This window comes from Streptomyces sp. NPDC041200, assembly GCF_055591805.1.
In genome coordinates, this window is the sequence record NZ_JBVIZF010000022.1 from 22,856 (window position 1) to 43,064 (window position 20,209).

The 20,209-nt window shown below is 72.1% G+C and carries 17 protein-coding genes; 5 read left to right on the forward strand and 12 right to left on the reverse strand.

The annotated features are described in order from the left end of the window. The first annotated feature begins 43 nt into the window (after window positions 1-43). Window positions 44-1,573, forward strand: a complete 1,530-nt coding sequence (locus ACZ6CL_RS32040) for a peptide MFS transporter (protein ID WP_468942145.1) — start codon at window positions 44-46, stop codon at window positions 1,571-1,573. Window positions 1,574-1,629: 56 nt separating this feature from the next. Here the strand turns inward: ACZ6CL_RS32040 and dacB are convergent, their stop codons facing one another. The 7 genes from dacB to ACZ6CL_RS32075 all read right to left on the reverse strand — a co-directional run bounded on the left by dacB (window position 1,630) and on the right by ACZ6CL_RS32075 (window position 8,513). Further along, window positions 1,630-3,015 (reverse strand): D-alanyl-D-alanine carboxypeptidase/D-alanyl-D-alanine endopeptidase, encoded by a 1,386-nt coding sequence (gene dacB / locus ACZ6CL_RS32045; protein WP_468942148.1) that lies wholly within the window; start codon window positions 3,013-3,015, stop codon window positions 1,630-1,632. A gap of 171 nt (window positions 3,016-3,186) precedes the next feature. Continuing rightward, window positions 3,187-4,536 carry a hypothetical protein gene (locus tag ACZ6CL_RS32050; protein ID WP_468942150.1) on the reverse strand — a complete coding sequence of 450 codons (1,350 nt, stop codon included), beginning with the start codon at window positions 4,534-4,536 and terminating at the stop codon, window positions 3,187-3,189. Between the two features lie 14 nt (window positions 4,537-4,550). Then, entirely contained in the window at window positions 4,551-5,558 is a 1,008-nt protein-coding gene (locus tag ACZ6CL_RS32055; RefSeq protein ID WP_468942294.1) for a neocarzinostatin apoprotein domain-containing protein, read from the reverse strand. A gap of 8 nt (window positions 5,559-5,566) precedes the next feature. After that, window positions 5,567-6,463 (reverse strand): COG1470 family protein, encoded by an 897-nt coding sequence (locus tag ACZ6CL_RS32060; RefSeq protein ID WP_468942153.1) that lies wholly within the window; start codon window positions 6,461-6,463, stop codon window positions 5,567-5,569. Between the two features lie 10 nt (window positions 6,464-6,473). Further along, the gene (locus tag ACZ6CL_RS32065) at window positions 6,474-7,280 is read right to left on the reverse strand and encodes a peptidase (protein WP_468942156.1); all 807 of its coding nucleotides are present in this window, start codon (window positions 7,278-7,280) and stop codon (window positions 6,474-6,476) included. A 171-nt stretch (window positions 7,281-7,451) separates the two neighbouring features. Further along, window positions 7,452-7,961, reverse strand: a complete 510-nt coding sequence (locus ACZ6CL_RS32070) for an ATP-binding protein (RefSeq protein ID WP_009717369.1) — start codon at window positions 7,959-7,961, stop codon at window positions 7,452-7,454. A 183-nt stretch (window positions 7,962-8,144) separates the two neighbouring features. Continuing rightward, window positions 8,145-8,513 (reverse strand): STAS domain-containing protein, encoded by a 369-nt coding sequence (locus tag ACZ6CL_RS32075; RefSeq protein ID WP_009717368.1) that lies wholly within the window; start codon window positions 8,511-8,513, stop codon window positions 8,145-8,147. 253 nt (window positions 8,514-8,766) lie between these two features. Here ACZ6CL_RS32075 and ACZ6CL_RS32080 point away from each other — a divergent pair, with 253 nt between their 5' ends. Then, on the forward strand, window positions 8,767-9,714 hold the full coding sequence (locus ACZ6CL_RS32080; RefSeq protein ID WP_468942160.1) for an RNA polymerase sigma factor SigF: 948 nt from the start codon (window positions 8,767-8,769) through the stop codon (window positions 9,712-9,714). A 79-nt stretch (window positions 9,715-9,793) separates the two neighbouring features. Here ACZ6CL_RS32080 and hutI read toward each other — a convergent pair whose 3' ends face one another. The 4 genes from hutI to hutU form a co-directional block, all read right to left on the reverse strand. Beyond that, entirely contained in the window at window positions 9,794-10,990 is a 1,197-nt protein-coding gene (hutI, locus tag ACZ6CL_RS32085) for an imidazolonepropionase (protein WP_468942162.1), read from the reverse strand. 86 nt (window positions 10,991-11,076) lie between these two features. Continuing rightward, window positions 11,077-12,459, reverse strand: coding sequence for a formimidoylglutamate deiminase (locus ACZ6CL_RS32090; protein WP_468942164.1), 1,383 nt, complete (start codon window positions 12,457-12,459; stop codon window positions 11,077-11,079). Next, a complete protein-coding gene (locus ACZ6CL_RS32095; protein ID WP_468942296.1) occupies window positions 12,450-13,637 on the reverse strand; it encodes an allantoate amidohydrolase in 1,188 nt (395 codons plus the stop codon). Before ACZ6CL_RS32095 ends, ACZ6CL_RS32090 begins: the two co-directional genes overlap by 10 nt. A 158-nt stretch (window positions 13,638-13,795) precedes the next feature. Beyond that, complete coding sequence (gene hutU / locus ACZ6CL_RS32100; RefSeq protein ID WP_468942166.1) at window positions 13,796-15,454, reverse strand: urocanate hydratase; 1,659 nt, start codon at window positions 15,452-15,454, stop codon at window positions 13,796-13,798. A gap of 154 nt (window positions 15,455-15,608) precedes the next feature. Between hutU and ACZ6CL_RS32105 the strand changes: the two genes are divergently transcribed. Next, window positions 15,609-16,634, forward strand: coding sequence for a zinc-binding dehydrogenase (locus tag ACZ6CL_RS32105; RefSeq protein ID WP_468942168.1), 1,026 nt, complete (start codon window positions 15,609-15,611; stop codon window positions 16,632-16,634). 152 nt (window positions 16,635-16,786) lie between these two features. Further along, on the forward strand, window positions 16,787-18,151 hold the full coding sequence (locus ACZ6CL_RS32110) for a type III PLP-dependent enzyme domain-containing protein (protein WP_468942169.1): 1,365 nt from the start codon (window positions 16,787-16,789) through the stop codon (window positions 18,149-18,151). Between the two features lie 67 nt (window positions 18,152-18,218). Here the strand turns inward: ACZ6CL_RS32110 and ACZ6CL_RS32115 are convergent, their stop codons facing one another. Further along, window positions 18,219-19,148, reverse strand: coding sequence for an AraC family transcriptional regulator (locus ACZ6CL_RS32115; RefSeq protein WP_468942171.1), 930 nt, complete (start codon window positions 19,146-19,148; stop codon window positions 18,219-18,221). A 102-nt stretch (window positions 19,149-19,250) separates the two neighbouring features. Here ACZ6CL_RS32115 and ACZ6CL_RS32120 point away from each other — a divergent pair, with 102 nt between their 5' ends. After that, window positions 19,251-20,171 carry an MBL fold metallo-hydrolase gene (locus ACZ6CL_RS32120; RefSeq protein WP_468942173.1) on the forward strand — a complete coding sequence of 307 codons (921 nt, stop codon included), beginning with the start codon at window positions 19,251-19,253 and terminating at the stop codon, window positions 20,169-20,171. The last annotated feature ends 38 nt before the right edge of the window (window positions 20,172-20,209 follow it).

The window sequence follows — 20,209 nt, forward strand, 5'->3', positions numbered from 1 at the left end:
GCGCGCGGCAGCGCACCCCTGAGTTCTGGTAAGGAACCCCCACATGGCGTCCAGCATGTCGAAGGGCGCGACCGCGCAGGAGTCCCCTGTCAGCGGTGGCAAGACCTTCTTCGGCCACCCCCGCGGCCTGGCCACGCTCTTCATGATCGAGATGTGGGAGCGCTTCAGCTTCTACGGCATGAGAGCCCTCCTCGTCCTCTATCTGATCTCCGGCGGCCCGGACGCCAAGGACGGCGGTCAGGGCGGCGGCCTCGGCATGACCGAGGGCAACGCGGTGGCCATCTACTCGGTCTACCTGGCCATGGTCTATCTGCTGGCCATGCCCGGCGGCTGGTTCGGCGACCGGGTCTGGGGGCCGCGCAAGACGGTCGTGATCGCGTCCGGGATCGTGATGGCCGGGCACCTGGCGCTCGCCGTCCCCGGTGAGCCCTCCTTCTTCGTCGGCCTCGCCCTGGTGGCGAGTGGCTCCGGGCTGATCAAGGCCAACATCTCCACGATGGTCGGCCAGCTCTACGACGGACCGCAGGACCCGCGCCGCGACGGCGGCTTCACCATCTTCTACATCGGTATCAACCTCGGCGCCTTCGCCGCCCCGCTGGTGATCGGCACCGTCGGCCAGTCGTACAACTGGCACCTGGGCTTCGCGCTCGCGGCGCTCGGCATGGCGCTGGGTCTGGTGCAGTTCCTGATCGGCACCCGCCATCTGAGCCCCGAGAGCGACAACGTGCCGACGCCGCTGGCGGCCGAGGAGCGGCGGTCCTGGCTGCGCAAGGGCCTGATCTGGCTGGCCGTCACCGCCGTCTTCTACACCGGCGTGGTGGCCAGCGGCAGCTGGACGCTCAACTGGGCGCTGGTCCCGATCACCCTGCTCGGCCTGATCATCCCGATCGCGGTGCTGGTGCGGATCAAGCGGGACCGGGAGCTGGACGCGGTCGAGCAGACCAAGGTCAGCGGCTACATCTGGTTCTTCGCGGCCGCCGCCGTGTTCTGGATGATCTTCGATCAGGGCGGCTCGACGATGTCCGCCTTCGCCGAGACCAAGACCGCGGACACGATCTTCGGGATGCAGTTCCCGTCCTCGTGGTTCCAGTCGGTGAACCCGATGCTGATCATGGCGCTGGCCCCGGTCTTCGCCTGGCTGTGGCTGTGGCTCGCCCGGCGCGACCGGGAGCCGAACACCACGCTGAAGTTCGCCTTCGGCCTGGTCATGATCGGCGCCTCGTTCTTCGTCTTCGTGCTGCCGATGCAGGCGGCCTCGGACGGCACGAAGGTCAGCCCCCTGTGGCTGGTGTCGATCTACTTCATCCAGACCGTGGGCGAGCTGTGCGTCTCGCCGGTCGGCCTGTCGGTGACGACCAAGATGGCTCCCGCGAAGTACGCCAGCCAGCTGATGGGCGTGTGGTTCCTCGCCGTGACCGCCGGTGACTGCGTCACGGGGCTGCTGTCCATCGCCGGGGTCGACCTGAGCGGTCCGGGCGTCATCGCGATGGAGGCGACGGCGGCGGCGCTCGCGGGCCTCGCGGTCTTCATGTACCGCAAGAAGGTCGTGGCGCTCATGGCCGACGTGCACTGACGTAAGAGCGACGACAAAGGGCCCGGGGCTGTTCAGCCCCGGGCCCTTTGTCGTCGTTACGCCCAGCAGCCGTTGACCGTGGCGGCCAGGCCGTCCATGGCGTCCGTGATCTCGGACGTCTTGGCGGTGGAGTTGTTCTCCACGAAGGAGAAGACCTTCCAGCGGCCGTCCTTGCCCTGGGTCACCCCGCTCAGCGCGACCGCGCCGGTCAGGGTGCCGGTCTTCGCCCGCACCTTGTTGACGGCGCACTTGGAGTTCGGGTCGTCGAAGCGGGCGTACTCCGGACCGAGCGTGCTGCCCGCCTCACCGGCGACCGGCAGGCCCTCCAGGATCGGCCCGAGCGCATAGTGGTTACGGGGCTCGGTGGCGTTGTCCAGGATCGCCGCGATGGTGGCGGCCGGAATCCGGGTGGCGCGGGAGAGCCCGCTGCCGTCCTTCAGTACGACGTTGTCGAGCGGGATGCCGTACCGCTGGCTCAGCACCTCGCGGACGACCTCCGTGCCGCCCTCGAACGTGGCGGGCTTGTTCGCCTTGACGGCGGTCATCCGCAGCAGCGTCTCGGCCATGTCGTTGTTGCTGGTCTTGAGCATCGTACGGACCAGCTCGGCCACCGTGGGCGACAGCTTCTGCGCCACCGGCACATCGCCGCCGGTCGCCTTCCCGCGCGTGACGTCGCCGTCGACCGTGACGCCCCGTTCGGCGAGCTTGGCCGCGAAGACCTTCCCGGCGTCCAGGGCGGTGTCCGCGGAGAGCTTGTTGTCGACCGACAGGGCGCGGACGGGAGAGACCTGGTCGTCGTAGTAGTCGGGCCGCCAGCCCTCGGCCATGGTCGGCTCCGGGAAGAGGCTGTCGTCGATGGCGACCTTCACGTTCGTCACGCCCGCCGCCTTGAGCCCGTCGACGGCCGTCTGCGCCATCTCGCCGAGGTCGGCGGTGCTCAGGGTGCGGTCGCCGTCGCCGACGAGGGTGAGGGTGCCGTTGCTGTAGACGACCTTGGTGGTGAAGCGGTGCTCGGGGCCCAGCTCGTTAAGGGCGGCGGTGGCGGTGGCGAGCTTGACGTTGGAGGCGGGCATCAGCGCGGTCGAGGCGTTGTGGCCCCAGATCACCTTGTCCGAGGCGGAGTCCAGCACCACGCCGCTGAGGGTGCCGTCCTTGGCCAGACTCGGGTTGTTGACGCGCTCGCCGAGGTTCGCGGCCATCGCGCTGTCGGCCTCGCTGAGCGGCGGCTCCGTCGCGTCCGGGACGGTGGCGGCCGTGGCGGCGGTCTTGTCGGCGGCGAAGGCCGACGGCCCGGCCAGCACGGCCCCGGCCACGGGTGCGGTCGCGGCGAGGACGAGGGCGCGGCGGGCGGCCGCGTTCATCGCCTTGGGCTTGCGGTGCCGGTGCCGCCCCGGCGCGTGGGGGGTGGAGGGGGTTTCGGGATCGGTGCGTACGGCGTCCATATGAAGTTCCTGAAGTGCTAAGGGGGAGCGACGGGGCGCTGGTCAGGCTCCACCGTGCGCTCAGGCTGCGCACAGGCTAGAGGGGAAGGGCTAACGTCCCGCTAACGCGGCGTTTTTGGGAATGCGTTCGCCCCGCCGCACGGTGTGGGGCGGGGCGAAGCGGTTGCTCGTTCAGCGGGTGCCGCGCAGCTTGCGCCACGGGGTGAGGGTGAAGATCGCGCCGCCGAGCAGGATCGTCGTACCGGCGATCAGGCCGAGCGCGGTGAGGCCGCCGCGGTCGTCCGATCCGGTCTCGGCGAGCCCGCCGCTGGTGCCGCCGCCCGAGGTGCCGGTGCCGCCGGAGGTGGTGGTTCCGCCGGAGGTGGTCGTGCCGCCCGAGCTGGTACCGCCCTGGGTGCCGCCGGGCTGCTGCGTGGTGTCCAGCTCCAGCGAGGCGCCGGGGTCCTTGGCGGGGGTGCAGGTGGTGGTCGTACCGAGCGCCTTGACCGTCAGCACGCCCGGGGTGAGCGTCGCCTTGCCGGTCGCGCCCGGCTTGTAGGTGCCGGTCAGATCCGGGATCTCGATCGGGTCACCGGACTTGATGGGCGCTTTGTTGGTCGGCCCCTGCACCGTGACGGTGCCCTTGTCCGCGCCGCCGACCTTGACGGCCATGGACGGCTGGACCGAGTCCGCCGGGATGTCCGCCGGGCTGTCCATCACGGACTTCCCGAACTTCACGGTCAGGCCGAAGCTGCCGCCGCTCTTGGTGGCGTCGATACGGACCGGGGAGGTCGCGGTCTTGTCGCCGATGGGCGTCTTGCAGGCGTACTGGACCTGCACCTCCTTGCCGGTGAACGAGTCGCCCTCACCGCCGCCGTTACCGGCGGTGGTACCGGAGGTAGTACCGGAGGTGGTGCCGGAGGTGGTGCCGGATGTGGTGCCGGAGGTGGTGCCGGATGTGGTGCCGGAGGTGGTGCCGGACGTCGTTCCGCTGGTGGTGCCGCCCGCGGTGCCGCCCTCCGTCACCTTGATGGTGGCGGCCGCCTTCACGGTCGCCTTCGCCGCGCACTTGGTGTCGGTGGAGAGCGGCTTGCTGACGTTGATGTTGTACGCGCCCGGCGTCAGCGTGACCTCACCGGCCTTCGTCAGCTTCAGCTTGGCCTTCATGTCCGACAGCTTCATCGGGCTGTCCTTGGGGATCGGCGGATTCTCCCGCGGTCCCTCCATGGCCAGTTCGCCGGTCTGCGCGCCGCCCACCGTGAGCGTGCCGGTGGGCAGCACGGTGTTCTCCTCGATGTCGAGGATCGGCGGGTTCTTGGAGGCGGCCTGGACCGTCTTCCACACCACCTCTACCTCGTCGCCGACCTTGGCGGTCGCCGGAGCCTGCACGTCCACGGTCGTGGTGCCTTGCACCGGGGGCAGTCCGGAGATGGGCGGTGGCAGGCATTCCGTCTCGTACGAGACCTCGGCGCCGTACGCGGTGCTCGCGCCGAGCAGCACGCCCGCACCGCCGAGCAGCAGTGCGACGGCGGCCGCACTCACTCTTCGTCGCGTCCTCACGTCGTTCCCTTCGGGTTCGGTCGGTTCTCCTCGGACGGTGCGGACAGGTGGTGCGTCGGGGTCCCCGGCAGCGTGTCCGGGGTGAACCAGGGCAGAGCGCCGGCGCCCCGCGCGGTAGCGACGGGGACGGGCGCGGGTGTGCGCGGCCGTGCCTTGTCCACGACGGCCATGCCGATACGGAAGAGCGCCGCCGGGATGACGACGCACAGCAGGATCCAGAAGAGGGTCACGCCCCAGGGCCGCCCCACGCCCCACGGCTGTTCGACGAGCACCTTGCGCCCGTACTTGAGCGACACCTGATAGTCGCCGTGCGCGCCCGCCGACAACTCGACTGGCAGCTTGACCTGCGCCTTCTGCCCCGGCTTGATGGTGCCCCGCCACTGCTGCTCCTCCCATTCGGGGGCGAAGACGCCATGCGAGGTGCCCACCTGGAAGACCGGATCGCGGGCGGGTGTCGAGCCGAGATTGCCCACGGTGACGACGAGCCGTCGCTGCGGCGGCGCGCCGAACCAGGTCAGCAGCCCGCTCGAACCGTCGAGCCGCGCGGAGAGCACGCTGAGCCGTTCACCGCCGGTGCGCTGCTCGGGCAGGGGCGCGACGGGATGCCCGGCGACCTTGAACGCCACGTCCGTGGCGGCGGCTTCGCCGGTGACGGTCGCGACATGGACGACGCAGGGGCAGGGCTTGGGCGGTTCGGCGACCGGCAGCGTCCGGCGGAACGTGCCGTCCGCTGTGGTGGTGACCGCCCTGCCCTCGGCGTTGGCGCAGGAATTGGTGCCGCCGATCATGTTCTGACCGCAGATGAGCAGGGTCAGCAGTGCGCGCGGCCGCCAGCCGGTGCCGCTCACGGTGATCGTGCCGCCCGAGCCCGCCTGCTCCCGGGACACCTTCGCGGCCGGGCCGTCGTCGGCCGCGAAGGCGGGTCCGGGGGACGGGAGGACGAGGGCGAGGGCGAGCGCGGTGAGCAGGGCGGCCAGCAGCCCGGCGTACCGACGGTGGCGCATCCCGGCGTTCACACGCTCACCCCTGACTCCGTGCCGCCCACCTGTGGCTGACGTCGTTCGCGTCTGCGGAACAGCCAGGTGCCACCGCCCGCCGCGCCCAGCGCCGTGGCCGCCGCGGCGGCGAGCAGCCAGCCGGGGGCGGCGGTGTAGGTGGCGGAGGCCGCCGCGTGCGCGCCGCCGCCCGCGGTGACGGTGAGCTTCACGTCCACCGCGTCGAGAGCGGGGGCGTCCGGCCAGCGCTCGGTGAGCCGCACCCGTTTGCCCGGCGGCACCCGGACCGGGAGGGTACGGGCGTCCCGGCGCAGCACCGCGCCGAAGAGGCCGTCGGCGCGTACGGCCAGCCGTGGCGTCAGCTCGGTGTTGCCGCGGTTGACGACGGCGTAGCGGATGGCCGCCCCGCCGCCGCCCCCGGTCCGTACGACCCGTACGTCCTCGACGGAGAGCGCGGACAGCGTGGCGCCGCTGATCCGCAGATGTGTCCGTACGGCGGTCCGGTGGCCGCCGCCGGTGACGACGAGCGCGCCGGAGCGGTCACCGGGCGCCGCGTCGGGCGGGACGGTGACGGTGAAGGGGACATCGGCGCGGGTGCGGGCCGGAACGCTGACCGTGCGCGCGGCGAACGCGATCCACGTTCCCTCGGCCCCCTCGCCCCGGAGCCGGAGGGTGTGGGGGCGCTGGTCCTTGTTGGTGACCGAGAGCTTGTCCCGGAGGACGGTGCCGGGCCGTCCCTCCAGGTAGAAGTACGGCCGGTCGGCGGCGTCCGACGCGCTGCCCGCGCCGGGCGCGGGCGCCGCCGACCAGCCGGGCCCGGCGGCAGCGGCGGGCACCGGGGGCGCGCCCAGCAGCGTTCCGGCGACGGTGACGGCGGCGGCCGCGCGTAACGCGGCGCCGGTACGGGACGGCATGCCCGCCGCTCTAGCGCGCGGCCCGCCGGCGGCGGGTCAGCCAGAGCGCCCCGGCGGTTCCGGTGAGGAGCACCGTGCCGCCGAGGGTGCCGAGCGCGATGGCGGAGTCGGCTGGTCCGGTCTGCGGCAGCTGGCCGCCGCCGGTGCCGCCCGTGCCGCCGGTGCTGCTCGTACCGCCGGTGCCGCCCGTGCCGCCGGTGCTGCCCGTACCGCCGGTGCCGCCCGTACCGCCGGTGCTGGTGCCGCCGCTGCCGCCCGTGCCGCCGGTGGAATCGGAGCCGCCGGTACCACCCGGGGCCGTGACGTCGAGGGTCAGCGAGGGCTTGGGGCTGTTGCCCGGGGTACAGGTCGTGGTCGTACCCAGCGCCTTGATGGTCAGGACCCCGGCGGTGAAGGTGACCTTGCCGCTCTTCTTGGGGGTGTACGTGCCCGTCAGCGTGCTGATCTTGATGGGCGTATTGGCGGGGACGGCCTGGTCGTTGGGGGGACCGGTCACCGACACGGTGCCGGTCTCCGCGCCGCCCAGTTTGATGAGCGCGCTGGGATGCATGGCCCCCTTGCCCAGTTCCACGGGGCTGGAGGAGACGCCCTTCTCGAAGGACATCGTGAGCTTGTAGCCGCTGCCGCTCGGGGTGCTCTTGATGTCGATCGGCGATACGGCGCTCTTGTCGCCGATCGGCGTCTTGCACTGGTAGTTGACGTCCACCGTGGCCGCGTGGGCGGCCGGAGCGGTGAGCAGTACCGCCGAACCGGCCACGGCCGCGGCCAACGTGAGGGCACCGCCACGGCCGACCGCGCGGCGCTGGGGTTGGGACACCTGAGATCCCCTCTCGTCAAGCGCCGCAGCCGAATGTAACTGACGGCACATCAGATCGGGCGCCGACAGTACGCCGGGGACCTTGTCGAGGGAAGACACAGAGCACGCCGAATCGGCGTGGACCTAGCGGGCGCTCAGCGCCCGGGCGGAGAGGGGCCGGGGCCGCGCTCTTCAGGCGGGCGCCGCCAGCTCGGCCCATACGGTCTTGCCGGACCCCTCCGCGTTCCGCACAACCCCCCAGTCGAGGCACAGCCGCTGCACGATGAACATCCCGTGACCGCCCGGACGCCCGGCGCGGTGCGGGGTGCGCGGGGCGGGCGTACCGGTGCCGAGGTCCACCACTTCGAGGCGGAGCACCTTCGCGTTGCAGCTGACCCGCAGCTCCTCGGGGCCGTCGGCGTGCAGGCAGGCGTTGGTGACCAGCTCCGAGACGACGAGCAGCACATCCTCCGCGGCGGCCCGCTGATCGGCGGTCGCGGCCGGAAGCCAGCCCCAGTCACGCAGCGCCTCGCGCGTGAAATCCCGGGCGCGCGGCACGGCGCCGCTGGCTCCGATCAGATGGAGCCTGCGGAGCTGGCGGATCCGCCCAGGGGGAGGAGTGGCCGGTGGGGCAGCCGAAGCGGCAGGGCCGTCCGGATCCGGGCCGCGGTCGCCCGGCGGGTACGGCCGGGTGGTGCTCATCAGCGCTTCACCTCACCGATTCACCGATTCAGGGACAAGGGATACCTGATCTCTTCAACAGTTTCAGCCTGTCTCCTGCCCGGTCAAAGCGTGAGAACACCCACTTCTCCGGTAGGGCTCGTGTGACGCGGACAACGCCCCGATGACACCCTGCCGACACACCGGAACCAGGAGTGGCCGAGATCACTCGACAAGCGCTGCGTCGAGGGACTCGTGGACCGTGAAGACGGCCTCCGCGCCGGTGATCTCGAAGACGCGGGCAACGACCGGCTGCATCCCCGCCAGGTGGACCGCCCCGCCCTCGGCCTCGGCCTTCAGACGGGCACCGAGCAGCACATTGAGCCCGGTGGAATCGCAGAACTCCAGATGCGAGCAATCCACCACCAGTCGCACGCGCCCCCCTTCCACGCACTGCTCCAGCGGCTCTCGCAGCACCTCGGCGGTGTGGTGGTCCAACTCCCCCGTCGGTGTCACGACCGCGCTCGCCCCGTGGTGCCGAACCTCGACCTGGAGCCGGCCCTTGCTGGCGCTGCCGACCATCCCGCGGTCCATGTGCGCACCTCTTCTGGCGTCTCGTTGCTTTCGATTGCGCGCAACGAACCTTACGCCCTTGACCGGCCCTCCGGTAGCCGAACATTTCGCATAGTTCGGCAAATATGGACAACGTGGACTTGCCACGCACCAGTGAATGCGGGTAGGCGTAGTAGGGACCACATCCGAACACGGCCCGGCTTTGGAGGCGCCGCTCACCGGAGCAGCACGTCATGGCATCGGCAGCCATATGCCGAGAACGACGGAGGAGACTATGTCACCCCAGCTCGACGACTCGCGTACCGACCCGTCTTGGAGTACCAGGGCCACCGTCTCGTCGACTCACGTACCGGAACAGTTCGTCCCTGATGCGGATGCCCAGGCACTCGCCGGTTATTCCTTCGATGAACTGGCCGAATTGTCCGATCTGCCGGAAATCCCGTCGTTTGAGACGGTGAGTCCGGTTGACGCGAGGGCCCTCTCGAAGACGCTCTTCGAGCGCATCGAGGTGCTCGAAGAAGGCACCCACGAGTACGCCTACGTCCGTAACACCCTGGTCGAGCTGAACCTGGCCCTGGTCAAGTTCGCCGCCTCCCGCTTCCGCTCCCGCAGCGAGCCGATGGAGGACATCGTCCAGGTCGGCACCATCGGCCTCATCAAGGCCATCGACCGGTTCGAGCCGGGCCGGGGCGTCGAGTTCCCCACCTTCGCGATGCCGACCATCGTCGGCGAGATCAAGCGCTTCTTCCGGGACACGAGTTGGTCCGTGCGCGTCCCCAGGCGGCTGCAGGAGCTGCGGCTGGACCTGGCCAAGGCCGGTGACGAACTGGCCCAGCGGCTCGACCGCGCGCCGACGGTGACCGAGCTGGCCGCGCGCCTGGACATCACCACCGCCGAGGTCGTCGAGGGCATGGCCGCGAGCAACGCGTACACCGCCAGCTCGCTGGACGCCCAGCCGGAGGAGGACGACTCCGAGGGCGCGCTGGCCGACCGCATCGGGTACGAGGACCACGGGCTCGAAGGCATCGAGTACGTCGAGTCCCTGAAGCCGCTGATCGCCGATCTGCCCGCCCGGGACAAGCAGATCCTCTCCCTGCGCTTCGTCGCCAACATGACGCAGTCGGAAATCGGCGAGGAACTGGGCATCTCCCAGATGCACGTCTCCAGGCTGCTGTCGCGCACCCTCCGTCGGCTCCGCAAGGGACTGATGGTCGAGGAGTAACGCTTCCGCAGACGGGTAAGGGCCCGCCCCCGCTTGCCGGGACGGGTCCTTATTCGTGCCCTCTTTCGCTGATGTGGCGTCAGACGAGGGTGCCCGCGCGCCAGACCGCCGAGACCAGCGGCACGCCGGGGCGGTAGGCGAGGTGGACGTGGGAGGGCGCGTCCAGCAGCGCGAGGTCGGCCCGGGCGCCGGGGGCGATCCGCCCCACGTCGTCGCGGCGCAGCGCCCGCGCGCCGCCCGCAGTGGCCGCCCAGACCGCCTCGTCCGGGGTCATCCCCATGTCCCGTACGGCCAGGGCGATGCAGAACGGCATCGAACTGGTGAAGGACGAGCCGGGGTTGCAGTCCGGCGACAGCGCGACCGTGGCGCCCGCGTCCAGCAGCCCGCGTGCGTCCGGATAGGTGGAGCGGGTCGAGAACTCCGCCCCGGGCAGCAGCGTGGCGACCGTGTCACCCTGCCCGAGCGCGTCCACGTCGGCGTCGGTGAGATGGGTGCAGTGGTCGGCCGAGGCCGCGCCCAGCTCGACGGCGAGCTGCACGCCCGGGCCGTACGAGAGCTGGTTGGCGTGGACGCGCGGGATGAGCCCGCGCTCCTTCCCCGCGGTGAGGACGGCGCGGGCCTGGTCGCCGTCGAAGGCGCCCCGCTCGCAGAAGACGTCGACCCAGCGGGCGTGCGGGGCGCACATGTCGAGCATCGGCCCGGTGACGAGGTCGACGTACGCGGCGGGGTCGTCGGCGAACTCGGGGGCGACGATGTGCGCGCCGAGGAAGGTCACCTCGTCGGTGTGGGCGGCGGCGATGGACAGGGCGCGGGCCTCGTCCTCCGAGGTGAGGCCGTAGCCGGACTTGATCTCCAGGGTGGTGGTGCCCTGGTGCAGGGCCTCCACCACATAGCGGGCGACGTTGGCGTTGAGCACGTTGTTCGAGGCGGCGCGGGTGGCGGCCACGGTGGTGCGGATGCCGCCCGCGCTGTAGGCCCGGCCGGACATCCGGGCGTTGAACTCCTCGGTGCGGTCGCCCGCGAAGACCAGGTGGGAGTGGGAGTCGACGAAGCCCGGGATGGCGGCCCGGCCCGCCGCGTCGACCCGGTTGTCAGTGGCGGGTGCTTTGCTTGTCTCACCAACCCAGGCGATGCGGTCACCGTCGATGACGACCGCGGCGTCCTGGATCAGGCCGAGGGGGCCTTCGCCGAGGGAGGGGTCGTTGGTGACGAGGCTGGAGATGTGGGTGAGGGCGGTCGTGGTGGGGGTCGCGGCCGTGTCCGTGGCGGTGGTCATGGTGGGGGCGTTCTCCTTCATCAACCGGCTCGGCCTGGTCGGCGTGGTCAATCTGGCCGGTGTCGTCGGCCTGGTCGGCCTGGTCGTCAGCCGTGCAGGGCCGCGATGGCCGCGGCCAGTGCTTCGGGCACGCGCGGGACGAGCTGGTGGGCCCCGTCCCGTACGACATGGCGGCCGCCGACCACGGTGTGCCGGACGTCCGCGCTGGTCGCCGCGAATATCGCCGTCTCGGCGCCCAGCCGGGGTGGCGGCCCCGCCGTACGAACCGAGTCCAGCGCGATCGTGGTGAGGTCGGCGAGCGCGCCCACCTCGATCCGGCCCGTGTCCGCGCCCCAGCCGAGCGCGGCGTGACCGTCGGCGGTGGCGGCGCGCAGCAGCTGGGCGGCGGTCCAGTGGCCGCGGGTGCGGGTGTGCAGCCGCTCGTCCAGCTCCATGGCGCGGGCTTCTTCGAGGATGTCGATCACGGCGTGGCTGTCGCTGCCCAGGGAGAGCGGTGAGCCCGCCTGGTGCAGCTGGGCGGCCGGGCCGATGCCGTCGGCGAGGTCCCGCTCGGTGGTCGGGCACATGCACACGCCGGTGGCCGAGTGGCCCAGCAGCCGGATGTCGCCGGGGGTGAGGTGGGTCGCGTGCACGGCGGTCGTGCGCGGGCCCAGCACCCCGTGGTCGGCGAGCAGCCGGGTGGGGGTGAAGCCGTGCGCCTCGACGCAGGCGTCGTTCTCGGCGGTCTGCTCGGAGAGGTGGACGTGGAGCGGCGCCGCCTGCCCCTCGGCCCAGCCGGAGACGGTCGCGAGCTGCTCGACGGGGACGGCCCGCACCGAGTGGATCGCGGCACCGATCCGGGTGTTGCCGTCGCCCTTGAGCGCGGAGGCCCGCTCGGCCCAGGCGTCCGCCGTGCCGTCCGAGAAGCGGAGCTGGTGCTGATCGGGCTCCGCCCCGAAACCGGAGGAGAGATAGCAGGTGTCGAGGAGGGTGATGCGGATACCGGCCTCGGCCGCGGCCGCGATCAGGGCCTCCCCCATGGCGTTGGGGTTGGCGTAGCGGCTGCCGCCGGGCGCGTGGTGGAGATAGTGGAACTCGCCGACGCAGGTGATGCCCGCCATGGCCATCTCGGCGTACACGGCACGCGCCAGATCGAAGTAGCTGTCCGGGGTGAGCCGGTCGGCCACCTCGTACATCAGCGTGCGCCAGGTCCAGAACGAGTCCGGGGCCGCGCCGTCCGACGGGCGCGCCGAGGCGCCCGCCTGCACGATGCCGCGCAGGGCCCGGTGGAAGGCGTGGCTGTGGGCGTTGGCCAGGCCGGGGACGGTCAGCCCGCGCAGGGTCACGGACCCGGCCGGGTGCTGCGCGGGACTCCCGGGCCGCACGGCCTTGATCCGCCCGTCCGTGGCCACCACGATGACCACGTCCGGCACCACCTGGCCGTCCACCCAGGCGTACTCCGCCCAGTAGGTCTGCGCCGTCAGTGACACGCCAACCCCTCCAGTACCTGCGCGAGCGCGGCCACACCGGCGAGGCAGTCATCCTCGCCCGCCGTCTCCGCGGGTGAGTGCGAGACGCCGGTGGGGTTCCTTACAAACAGCATGGCGGTCGGAACCGACGCGGACAAAATGCCCGCGTCGTGTCCGGCCCCGGTGGGGAGGACCGGAACGCCGCCGAGCAGGCCCGACAGCTGGTCACGGAGGTCGTGGGCGAATTCCACGATGGGTGTGAAGGACTCCCGGGTGACCCGGACGTCCACCCCGTCGCGCTGCCCGCGCTCGACCGCGGCGCGCTCGATCTCGCCGACGACGGCGGCCAGGGTCTCCTCGTCGGGCGCCCGGGAGTCCAGCCAGCCGCGCACCAGGCTGGCGATCGCGTTCACCCCGTTCGGCTCGACACCGACCTTGCCGAAGGTCGCCAGGGCTCCCGCGATACGGGCTTTCTTGCGGGCCGCGAGCACCGTGTTCGCGTACGTGAGCATGGGGTCACGGCGGTCGTCGAGGCGGGTCGTCCCGGCGTGGTTGGCCTCGCCGTGGAAGTCGAACCGCCAGCGGCCGTGGGGCCAGATCGCGGAGGCGACGCCCACGGGGTCTTCTGTGTCGTCGAGGGCCCGTCCCTGCTCGATGTGCAGCTCCACGAAGGCGCCGATGCGGGCCAGCCGCTCCGGGTCCGGGCCGATGGCCTCCGGGTCGTACCCGGCGCGCTCCATGGCCCGCGGCAGCGTGATGCCGTCCGCGTCCCGGAGGGTGTGCGCCCGGTCCTTGTCGAGCTGCCCTGCGGTGAGCCGGGAGCCCGCGCAGGCCAGGCCGAAGCGGGCGCCCTCCTCGTCGCCGAAGTTGACGATGGCGAGGGGTTTGGCGGGCCGGGCGCCGCGCGATCGGAGTTCGTCCAGGGCGGCGAAGGACGACACCACGCCCAGGGGGCCGTCGAAGGCGCCGCCGTCGGGGACGGAGTCCAGGTGGGAGCCGGTGACGATGGCGTTCCCGGCCGTGGGGTCGCCGAGCCAGGCCCACTGGTTGCCGTTGCGGTCCAGCTCGTAGGTGAGGCCGCGGGTCTCTGCCTGTGCCTGGAACCAGGCTCGGCAGTCCGTGTCGGCGCCGGTCCAGGCGTAGCGGCGGTAGCCGCCGGTTTCCGCGTGGCGGCCGATGGGGGCGAGGTCGCGCCACATCTCGTGGAACGACGCGCCGGTCGTGTGGGGTGCGCCCACTGCGGTCTCAGCCTCCGTTTCGTGCGCGGGTGCGGGCCGGTGGGTGGGTTGTGCCCCCCCTTTCCTCCCCGAGCTACCGCTGGGAGGTGCCCCCTCTGCGGAACGATTGCCCACAACGGTCACTCCGACTCCCTCATGGGGATGCGGACGTCTCGCTCCTCCGCTACCTCATCCGCGCGGTCGTAGCCTGCGTCTACGTGGCGGATCACGCCCATCCCCGGGTCGTTCGTCAGGACGCGGCGGATCTTCTCGGACGCCAGCGGCGTACCGTCGGCGACCGTCACCTGGCCCGCGTGGATCGAGCGGCCCATGCCGACGCCGCCGCCGTGGTGGATCGAGACCCAGGAGGCGCCCGAGGCGACGTTGACCATGGCGTTCAGCAGCGGCCAGTCGGCGATCGCGTCCGAGCCGTCGAGCATGGCCTCGGTCTCGCGGTACGGGGAGGCCACCGAGCCGCAGTCCAGGTGGTCGCGGCCGATGGCCAGCGGCGCGGCGAGCGTCCCGTCGGCCACCATCTGGTTGAACCGCTCCCCCGCCTTGTCGCGCTCGCCGTAGCCGAGCCAGCAGATGCGGGCGGGCAGGCCCTGGAAGTGGACCCGCTCCCCCGCCATCTTGATCCAGCGGGCCAGGGACTCGTTCTCCGGGAAGAGGTCGAGGAGCGCCTTGTCCGTGGCCGCGATGTCCTTCGGGTCGCCGGAGAGCGCCGCCCAGCGGAACGGGCCCTTGCCCTCGCAGAACAGCGGCCGGATGTAGGCGGGGACGAAGCCGGGGAAGGCGAAGGCGCGCTCGTAGCCCGCGAGCTGGGCCTCGCCGCGGATCGAGTTGCCGTAGTCGAAGACCTCGGCGCCCGCGTCCATGAAGCCGACCATGGCCTCCACGTGCCGGGCCATCGCCTCGCGCGCCCGCTGGGTGAAGTCGGCGGGCTTCTCGGCGGCGTACGAGGCCATCTCGTCGAAGCCGACCCCGATCGGCAGGTACGCGAGCGGGTCGTGGGCGCTGGTCTGGTCGGTGACGATGTCGATCGGCGCGTTCATCGCGAGCAGCTGCGGGACCAGCTCGGCCGCGTTCCCGAGCACGCCGATGGAGAGCGGGCGGCGGGCGTCGCGCGCCTCGGTCGCCAGCTGGAGGGCGTGGTCCAGGCTGTCGGCGCGGACGTCCAGGTAGCGGTGCTCGATGCGGCGCTCGATGGCGCGCGGGTCGCAGTCGATACAGATCGCGACGCCGTCGTTCATGGTGACCGCGAGCGGCTGGGCGCCGCCCATGCCGCCGAGACCGGCGGTGAGGGTGATCGTTCCGGCGAGGGTGCCGCCGAACTTCTTCTCCGCGACGGCCGCGAACGTCTCGTACGTGCCCTGGAGGATGCCCTGGGTGCCGATGTAGATCCACGAGCCCGCGGTCATCTGGCCGTACATGGTCAGGCCCAGCGCCTCCAGGCGGCGGAACTCCTCCCAGTTCGCCCAGTCGCCGACCAGGTTGGAGTTGGCGATCAGGACGCGGGGCGCCCATTCGTGGGTCTGCATGACGCCGACCGGACGGCCCGACTGGACGAGCATCGTCTCGTCCTGCTTCAGCGTGCGCAGCGTGCGGACCATGGCGTCGAACGAACGCCAGTCGCGGGCCGCCTTGCCGGTGCCGCCGTAGACGACGAGCTTGTCGGGGTGCTCGGCGACCTCCGGGTCCAGGTTGTTCTGCAGCATCCGCAGGGCGGCCTCCTGCTGCCATCCCCGGGCGCTCAGCTCCGTACCTCGCGGGGCCCGTACGGGTCGCGGTCCTGACATGGGCCATGCCTCCCTGCCATCGACTGGATCGAGTTATTCACATCTTGGCTTCGATGAATATAGCTAGTCAATAGGGGCGGCGGTGGCATACACCCGGGTGGTTCCCCGGAGAGGCGTGCGCGGGGCGCGGGGCGCCAGGACTTAGCGTCCTGCCGTGCCCCTGCCCCGTACCCATCGCGAAGTGCGCCTCGCCGCCCGGCCCCGGTCCCAAGGGCCGCTCACCACCGACCACTTCGAGGTCGTCCACGCCCCGCTGCCCACGCCCGGCCCCGGCCAGGTGCTGGTACGGAACCGGCTGATGAGCGTCTCCGCCGCCATACGCCCGCTCACCTCGGCCGATCCCGGCGCGCTCGGCCTGCCGCAGCTGCGGAGCCGGATCGGCGACGTCATGCGGGGCCCGGCTCTCGGCGAGGTGCTCAGCGCCCCGCCGGACACCGGCCTGACCTGCGGCGCCCTCGTACGGCACCACTCCGGCTGGCGCGAGTACGCCGTCCTCGACGCGGCCGAGGCGCCGCCGCTCGACCCCGCCGCGCTGCCCGACCCCGCGGCGCACCTCTCGCAGGGCTTCACCGCCTGGCTGGGCGTGGTGCGCGGCGCCGGCGTACGGCGCGGGGACACGGTGTTCGTCACCGGGGCGGCGGGCGGCGTCGGCACCCTGGCCGGGCAGTTCGCGCGGCTGCACGGCGCCGCGCGGGTCATCGGCTCCACCGGCTCCCGGGAGAAGGCCGACCGGCTCGTCGGGGAGCTGGGCTACGACGCGGCCGTGATCCGCGGCGCGGGCCCCATCGAGGAGCAGCTGCGCGCGGCGGCCCCGGACGGCATCGACGTCCTGTTCGACACCGTCGGCGGTGAGCAACTGCGCGCCGCCCTCGCCCTGGCCCGCCGCCAGGCCCGCTTCGCCCTCGTCGGCGCGCTCGCCGCCCAGCTGTCCGACGACGCCCTCGCCACCACCCCGATCAGCACCCTCGCCCTCATCGCGCGCGGCGTCACGCTCCGCGGCATCAGCGGCTACGACCACCGGGACGCGCTGCCGGCGTACGTACGCGAATTCGGCCGCGCGCTGCGCGAGGGCGCCATCACCTACCCCCACACCCGCCTCACCGGCATCGGCCAAGCTCCTCGCGCCCTGGTCGAGTTGCTGGAGGGCCGCCATGTGGGGGCGGTGCTGGTGGAGCTGTGAGCGGGGCCGTGCCCCCGCCTCGGCCCCACCCGTACCGTCGCCGTCGCGCGATCCGCGACGCCCGGCCCCGGGCTGGCACGGGCGCCGCGGCGGGCCGCCCCGCGTACCCGGTGGCCTGGCCCGGGGCCCGGCTCGGGTGGTTGGCTGACAGCATGACTGCGAACCCGGATTCGGTACCGGACAGTGCCGTCGAGCGGCGGGAGCTGGCCGTGCGGGCTGCCGTGGGGCAGGGGCTGCTGGGGGCCGGGCAGCCTGTCGTCGGGCTGCTCGACGTCACCGGCATCCGCGCCGCCGCCGCCGACCTGCGGGCCGCCTTCGACGAGGTCGTGGCGCCCGGTACGCCCGTGCTGCACGCCTTCGCCGTGAAGGCCGCCGCGCTCGTGCCCGTCCTGCGGCTGCTGGCCGACGAGGGGCTGGGCTGCGAGGTGGCCAGTCCCGGCGAGCTGGCCCTCGCCCGGGCCGCCGGGGTGGGTCCCGACCGCATCGTCCTCGACTCGCCCGCCAAGACCCCCGCCGAACTGCGCGAAGCCCTCGACCTGGGCATCGCCCTCAACGCCGACAACCCGCAGGAGCTGGCCCGTCTCGACGCGCTCGTGGCGGGCGCGGGCCAGCCCCGCTCCCCGCTCGGCCTGCGGGTCAACCCGCAGGTCGGCGGCGGCAGCATCGGCGCGCTCAGCACCGCCACCGCGACCTCCAAGTTCGGGGTCGCGCTGCGCGACGTAGGGGCGCGCGACTGGGTCGTACGCGCCTTCGCCGAGCGCCCCTGGCTGACCCGGCTGCACGCCCACGTCGGCTCGCAGGGCTGCCCGCTGGAGCTGATGGCGGCGGGCGTCCAGGCCGCGTACGAACTCGCCGAGGAGATCAACCAGACCATCGGCCGCCGCCAGATCGACACCCTCGACATCGGCGGCGGCCTCCCCGTGAACTTCACGTCCGACGAGGTCACGCCCAGCTACCGGGAGTACGCGCGGCTCCTCCAGGCCACCGTGCCGGGGCTCCTCGACGGGCGGTACGGCCTGGTCACCGAGTTCGGGCGCTCGCTCCTCGCCAAGTCGGGCGTGGTGCTGGCGCGCGTCGAATACGCGAAGTCGGCGGGCGGCCGGGGGATCGCCGTGACGCACGCGGGCGCGCAGCTGGCCACCCGTACGGTCTTCGCGCCCTCCTCCTGGCCGCTGCGGGTCGCCGCGTACGACGCGGACGGCCGCCCCAAGCGCACCGGACCCGGCGGCCCGGTCACCCAGGACATCGCGGGCCCGTGCTGCTTCGCGGGCGACCTGGTGGCCGAGAACCGGGCGCTGCCGGAGCTGGTGGCGGGGGACCTGGTGGGCCTGCTGGACACGGGGGCGTACTACTTCTCGAACCACTTCGCCTACAACAGCCTGCCCCGGCCGGGGGTGTACGGGTACGCACTCAGCGACGACGGCGTCCGCTTCGCGGAGGTGCGGAAGCCGCAGACGGTCGCGGAGATCGTGGCGGAGAGCGGCGGCGCCGAGGCCGAGGGCCTGACGGCCCTGTAGGGCGGGGAGCCGCCGACGGCGGGAGGGGCGGGGTCGCAGGCACGCCATGAACCCATGCCGAACAGCCTCACCGGCGATCGGAGCGTCCCGCCGCCTGCGCTCGGTACCGTCCCGGCGTCATGCCGAACTCCCTTTCGAAGGCGTGTGAGAGTGCGTACGGGCTGCCGTAACCGACCCGGTCGGCGACGGTGGCCAGGGTGGCCGGGGTGTCCCGGAGCAGAGTGGCGGCGAGGACCAGGCGCCACCACGTGAGGTAGCCCATCGGGGGCCGCCCGACCAGGCTGGTGAACCGGCGGGCCAGGGTGGGGCGGGAGACGCCCGCCTCCGCGGCGAGGCGGTCGTTGCTCCACGCGGCGGCGGGGTTCGAGTGCAGCGCCCGCAGGGCGGCGGCCGTCACCGGGTCGCCCAGCACGCGGGGCCAGACTCCGCTGGTCGCCTCGGTCATCCAGGAACGGATGATGTAGACGAGGAGCAGGTCGAGCAGGCTCGGGAGCGCGACGCAGGAGCCGGGCCGCGTCTCGTCCAGCTCACCGGCGAGCAGGTCGATCGCCGCGCGCAGTTCGAGGTGGCTGCCCACCCGGCTGGGAAGGTGGACGACTTCGGGCAGCTCTCTCATGAGCGGGTGCAGGCTGCTGCAATCGAGCCAGTACGTGCCGCAGAGCACCTCCGCCTCGTCGCGGTCGGGCCGGGCCCGTGCTCCCGTCCCCGCGAGCCATTGCCCGAACGGCACCGCCTTCTCCTCGGCGGCCGCCGGGTCGAGCGGGGAATCGGCGATCACATGGCCTGCGCCATGGGGCAACAGCACCGCGTCGCCCACGCCGAGAGACACCGGGGTGCCGCCGTCGGGCAGCAGCCAGCAGCCGCCCTTCAGGACCACGTAGAAGCCCGCGCCGTCGTACGGGTCGATCCGTGCGCACCAGCTCCCACGCGTCCGCACCCGGTGCGACGAGGGGTGCCCGAGGTGTACGGCGGAGATCGCGTCGCTCACCACATCCACCCCCACAGGATATCGATCCGTATGAGATGTGAGACGGATGCGTATTTCCTTGAGCTGGATACGCATTGAGAGGATCGCCCGACCGTTCTTACGGTCGAGCACATGGCGAACGAACACGAGCGTGTACAGAGCATGGTGCTGGGGGATGTCGAGGTCATCCGGGTCGTCGAGTGGCAGAGGCCGTTCGCGCCCGCTTCCGGCATCGTGCCGGAGGCCGCTGCCGGTGTGTGGAAGGACAATGAGGACTGGCTGGCGCCGGACCACTGGGAGCCGGACAGCGACTGGGCGGTGCTCGCGCTGCAGACGTGGGTGCTGCGCAGTGGTGGGCTGACCGTCCTGGTCGACACGGGCGCGGGCAACGGGCGGGAGCGGCCGGGCATGCCGCCGTTCCACCGGTGTCAGGGGGATTTCCTCGGCCTCCTGGCGCGGGCCGGAGTTCGCCCGCAGGAGGTCGACGTCGTCGTCAACACTCATCTCCACGTCGATCACGTCGGATGGAACACCGTCGACGCGGACGGGGAATGGGTGCCGACGTTTCCCAACGCCCAGTACCTCATTCCCGCCGCGGACGACTTCCACTACGGTCCGGACAACGCGTACGGGAACGGTCGGCAGGCGGTCGACCGTCTGATCTACGAGGACAGCGTCGCGCCGGTCCACCGGGCCGGACAGGCAGTGCTGTGGGACGGCCTGCACCGCATCGACGAACACCTCACCGTGGAGTCCGCGCCCGGCCACACTCCCGGTTCGTCCGTGCTGCGGCTCGCGTCCGGGAGCGACCGGGCCGTCTTCGTCGGAGATCTGGTGCACAGCCCGGTGCAGATCCTGCACCCCTGGTGCAACAGCAATGCCTGCCTGGACCCGGAGCAAGCGGCGGCCAGTCGCCGTCGGATTCTCCAGCGGGCGGCTGACGAACGGGAGTTGCTCGTCCCCGCGCACTTCGGGGGTGCGGGTGCTGTGGAAGTCCGACGGGAGAGTGGTGGGTTCACCCTCGGCCCATGGGCAACGGCCGGTCCGACGTAGAAGGCGTCCGTCTCCGGGTGAGCCTTTGGCCCGTGTTG

Bases quoted from the DNA above. Each gene is read 5' to 3' on its own strand.
- ACZ6CL_RS32095 (WP_468942296.1), bottom strand. From the start codon at position 13,637: ATGTGGCGCGACCTCGCCCCCATCGGCCGCCACGCGGAAACCGGCGGC.
- hutI (WP_468942162.1), bottom strand. From the start codon at position 10,990: ATGACCACCGCCACGGACACGGCCGCGACCCCCACCACGACCGCCCTC.
- ACZ6CL_RS32120 (WP_468942173.1), top strand. From the start codon at position 19,251: ATGGCGAACGAACACGAGCGTGTACAGAGCATGGTGCTGGGGGATGTC.
- ACZ6CL_RS32110 (WP_468942169.1), top strand. From the start codon at position 16,787: ATGACTGCGAACCCGGATTCGGTACCGGACAGTGCCGTCGAGCGGCGG.
- dacB (WP_468942148.1), bottom strand. From the start codon at position 3,015: ATGGACGCCGTACGCACCGATCCCGAAACCCCCTCCACCCCCCACGCG.
- ACZ6CL_RS32055 (WP_468942294.1), bottom strand. From the start codon at position 5,558: ATGCGCCACCGTCGGTACGCCGGGCTGCTGGCCGCCCTGCTCACCGCG.
- ACZ6CL_RS32070 (WP_009717369.1), bottom strand. From the start codon at position 7,961: ATGAGCACCACCCGGCCGTACCCGCCGGGCGACCGCGGCCCGGATCCG.
- ACZ6CL_RS32075 (WP_009717368.1), bottom strand. From the start codon at position 8,513: ATGGACCGCGGGATGGTCGGCAGCGCCAGCAAGGGCCGGCTCCAGGTC.
- ACZ6CL_RS32080 (WP_468942160.1), top strand. From the start codon at position 8,767: ATGTCACCCCAGCTCGACGACTCGCGTACCGACCCGTCTTGGAGTACC.
- ACZ6CL_RS32040 (WP_468942145.1), top strand. From the start codon at position 44: ATGGCGTCCAGCATGTCGAAGGGCGCGACCGCGCAGGAGTCCCCTGTC.
- ACZ6CL_RS32060 (WP_468942153.1), bottom strand. From the start codon at position 6,463: ATGCCGTCCCGTACCGGCGCCGCGTTACGCGCGGCCGCCGCCGTCACC.
- hutU (WP_468942166.1), bottom strand. From the start codon at position 15,454: ATGTCAGGACCGCGACCCGTACGGGCCCCGCGAGGTACGGAGCTGAGC.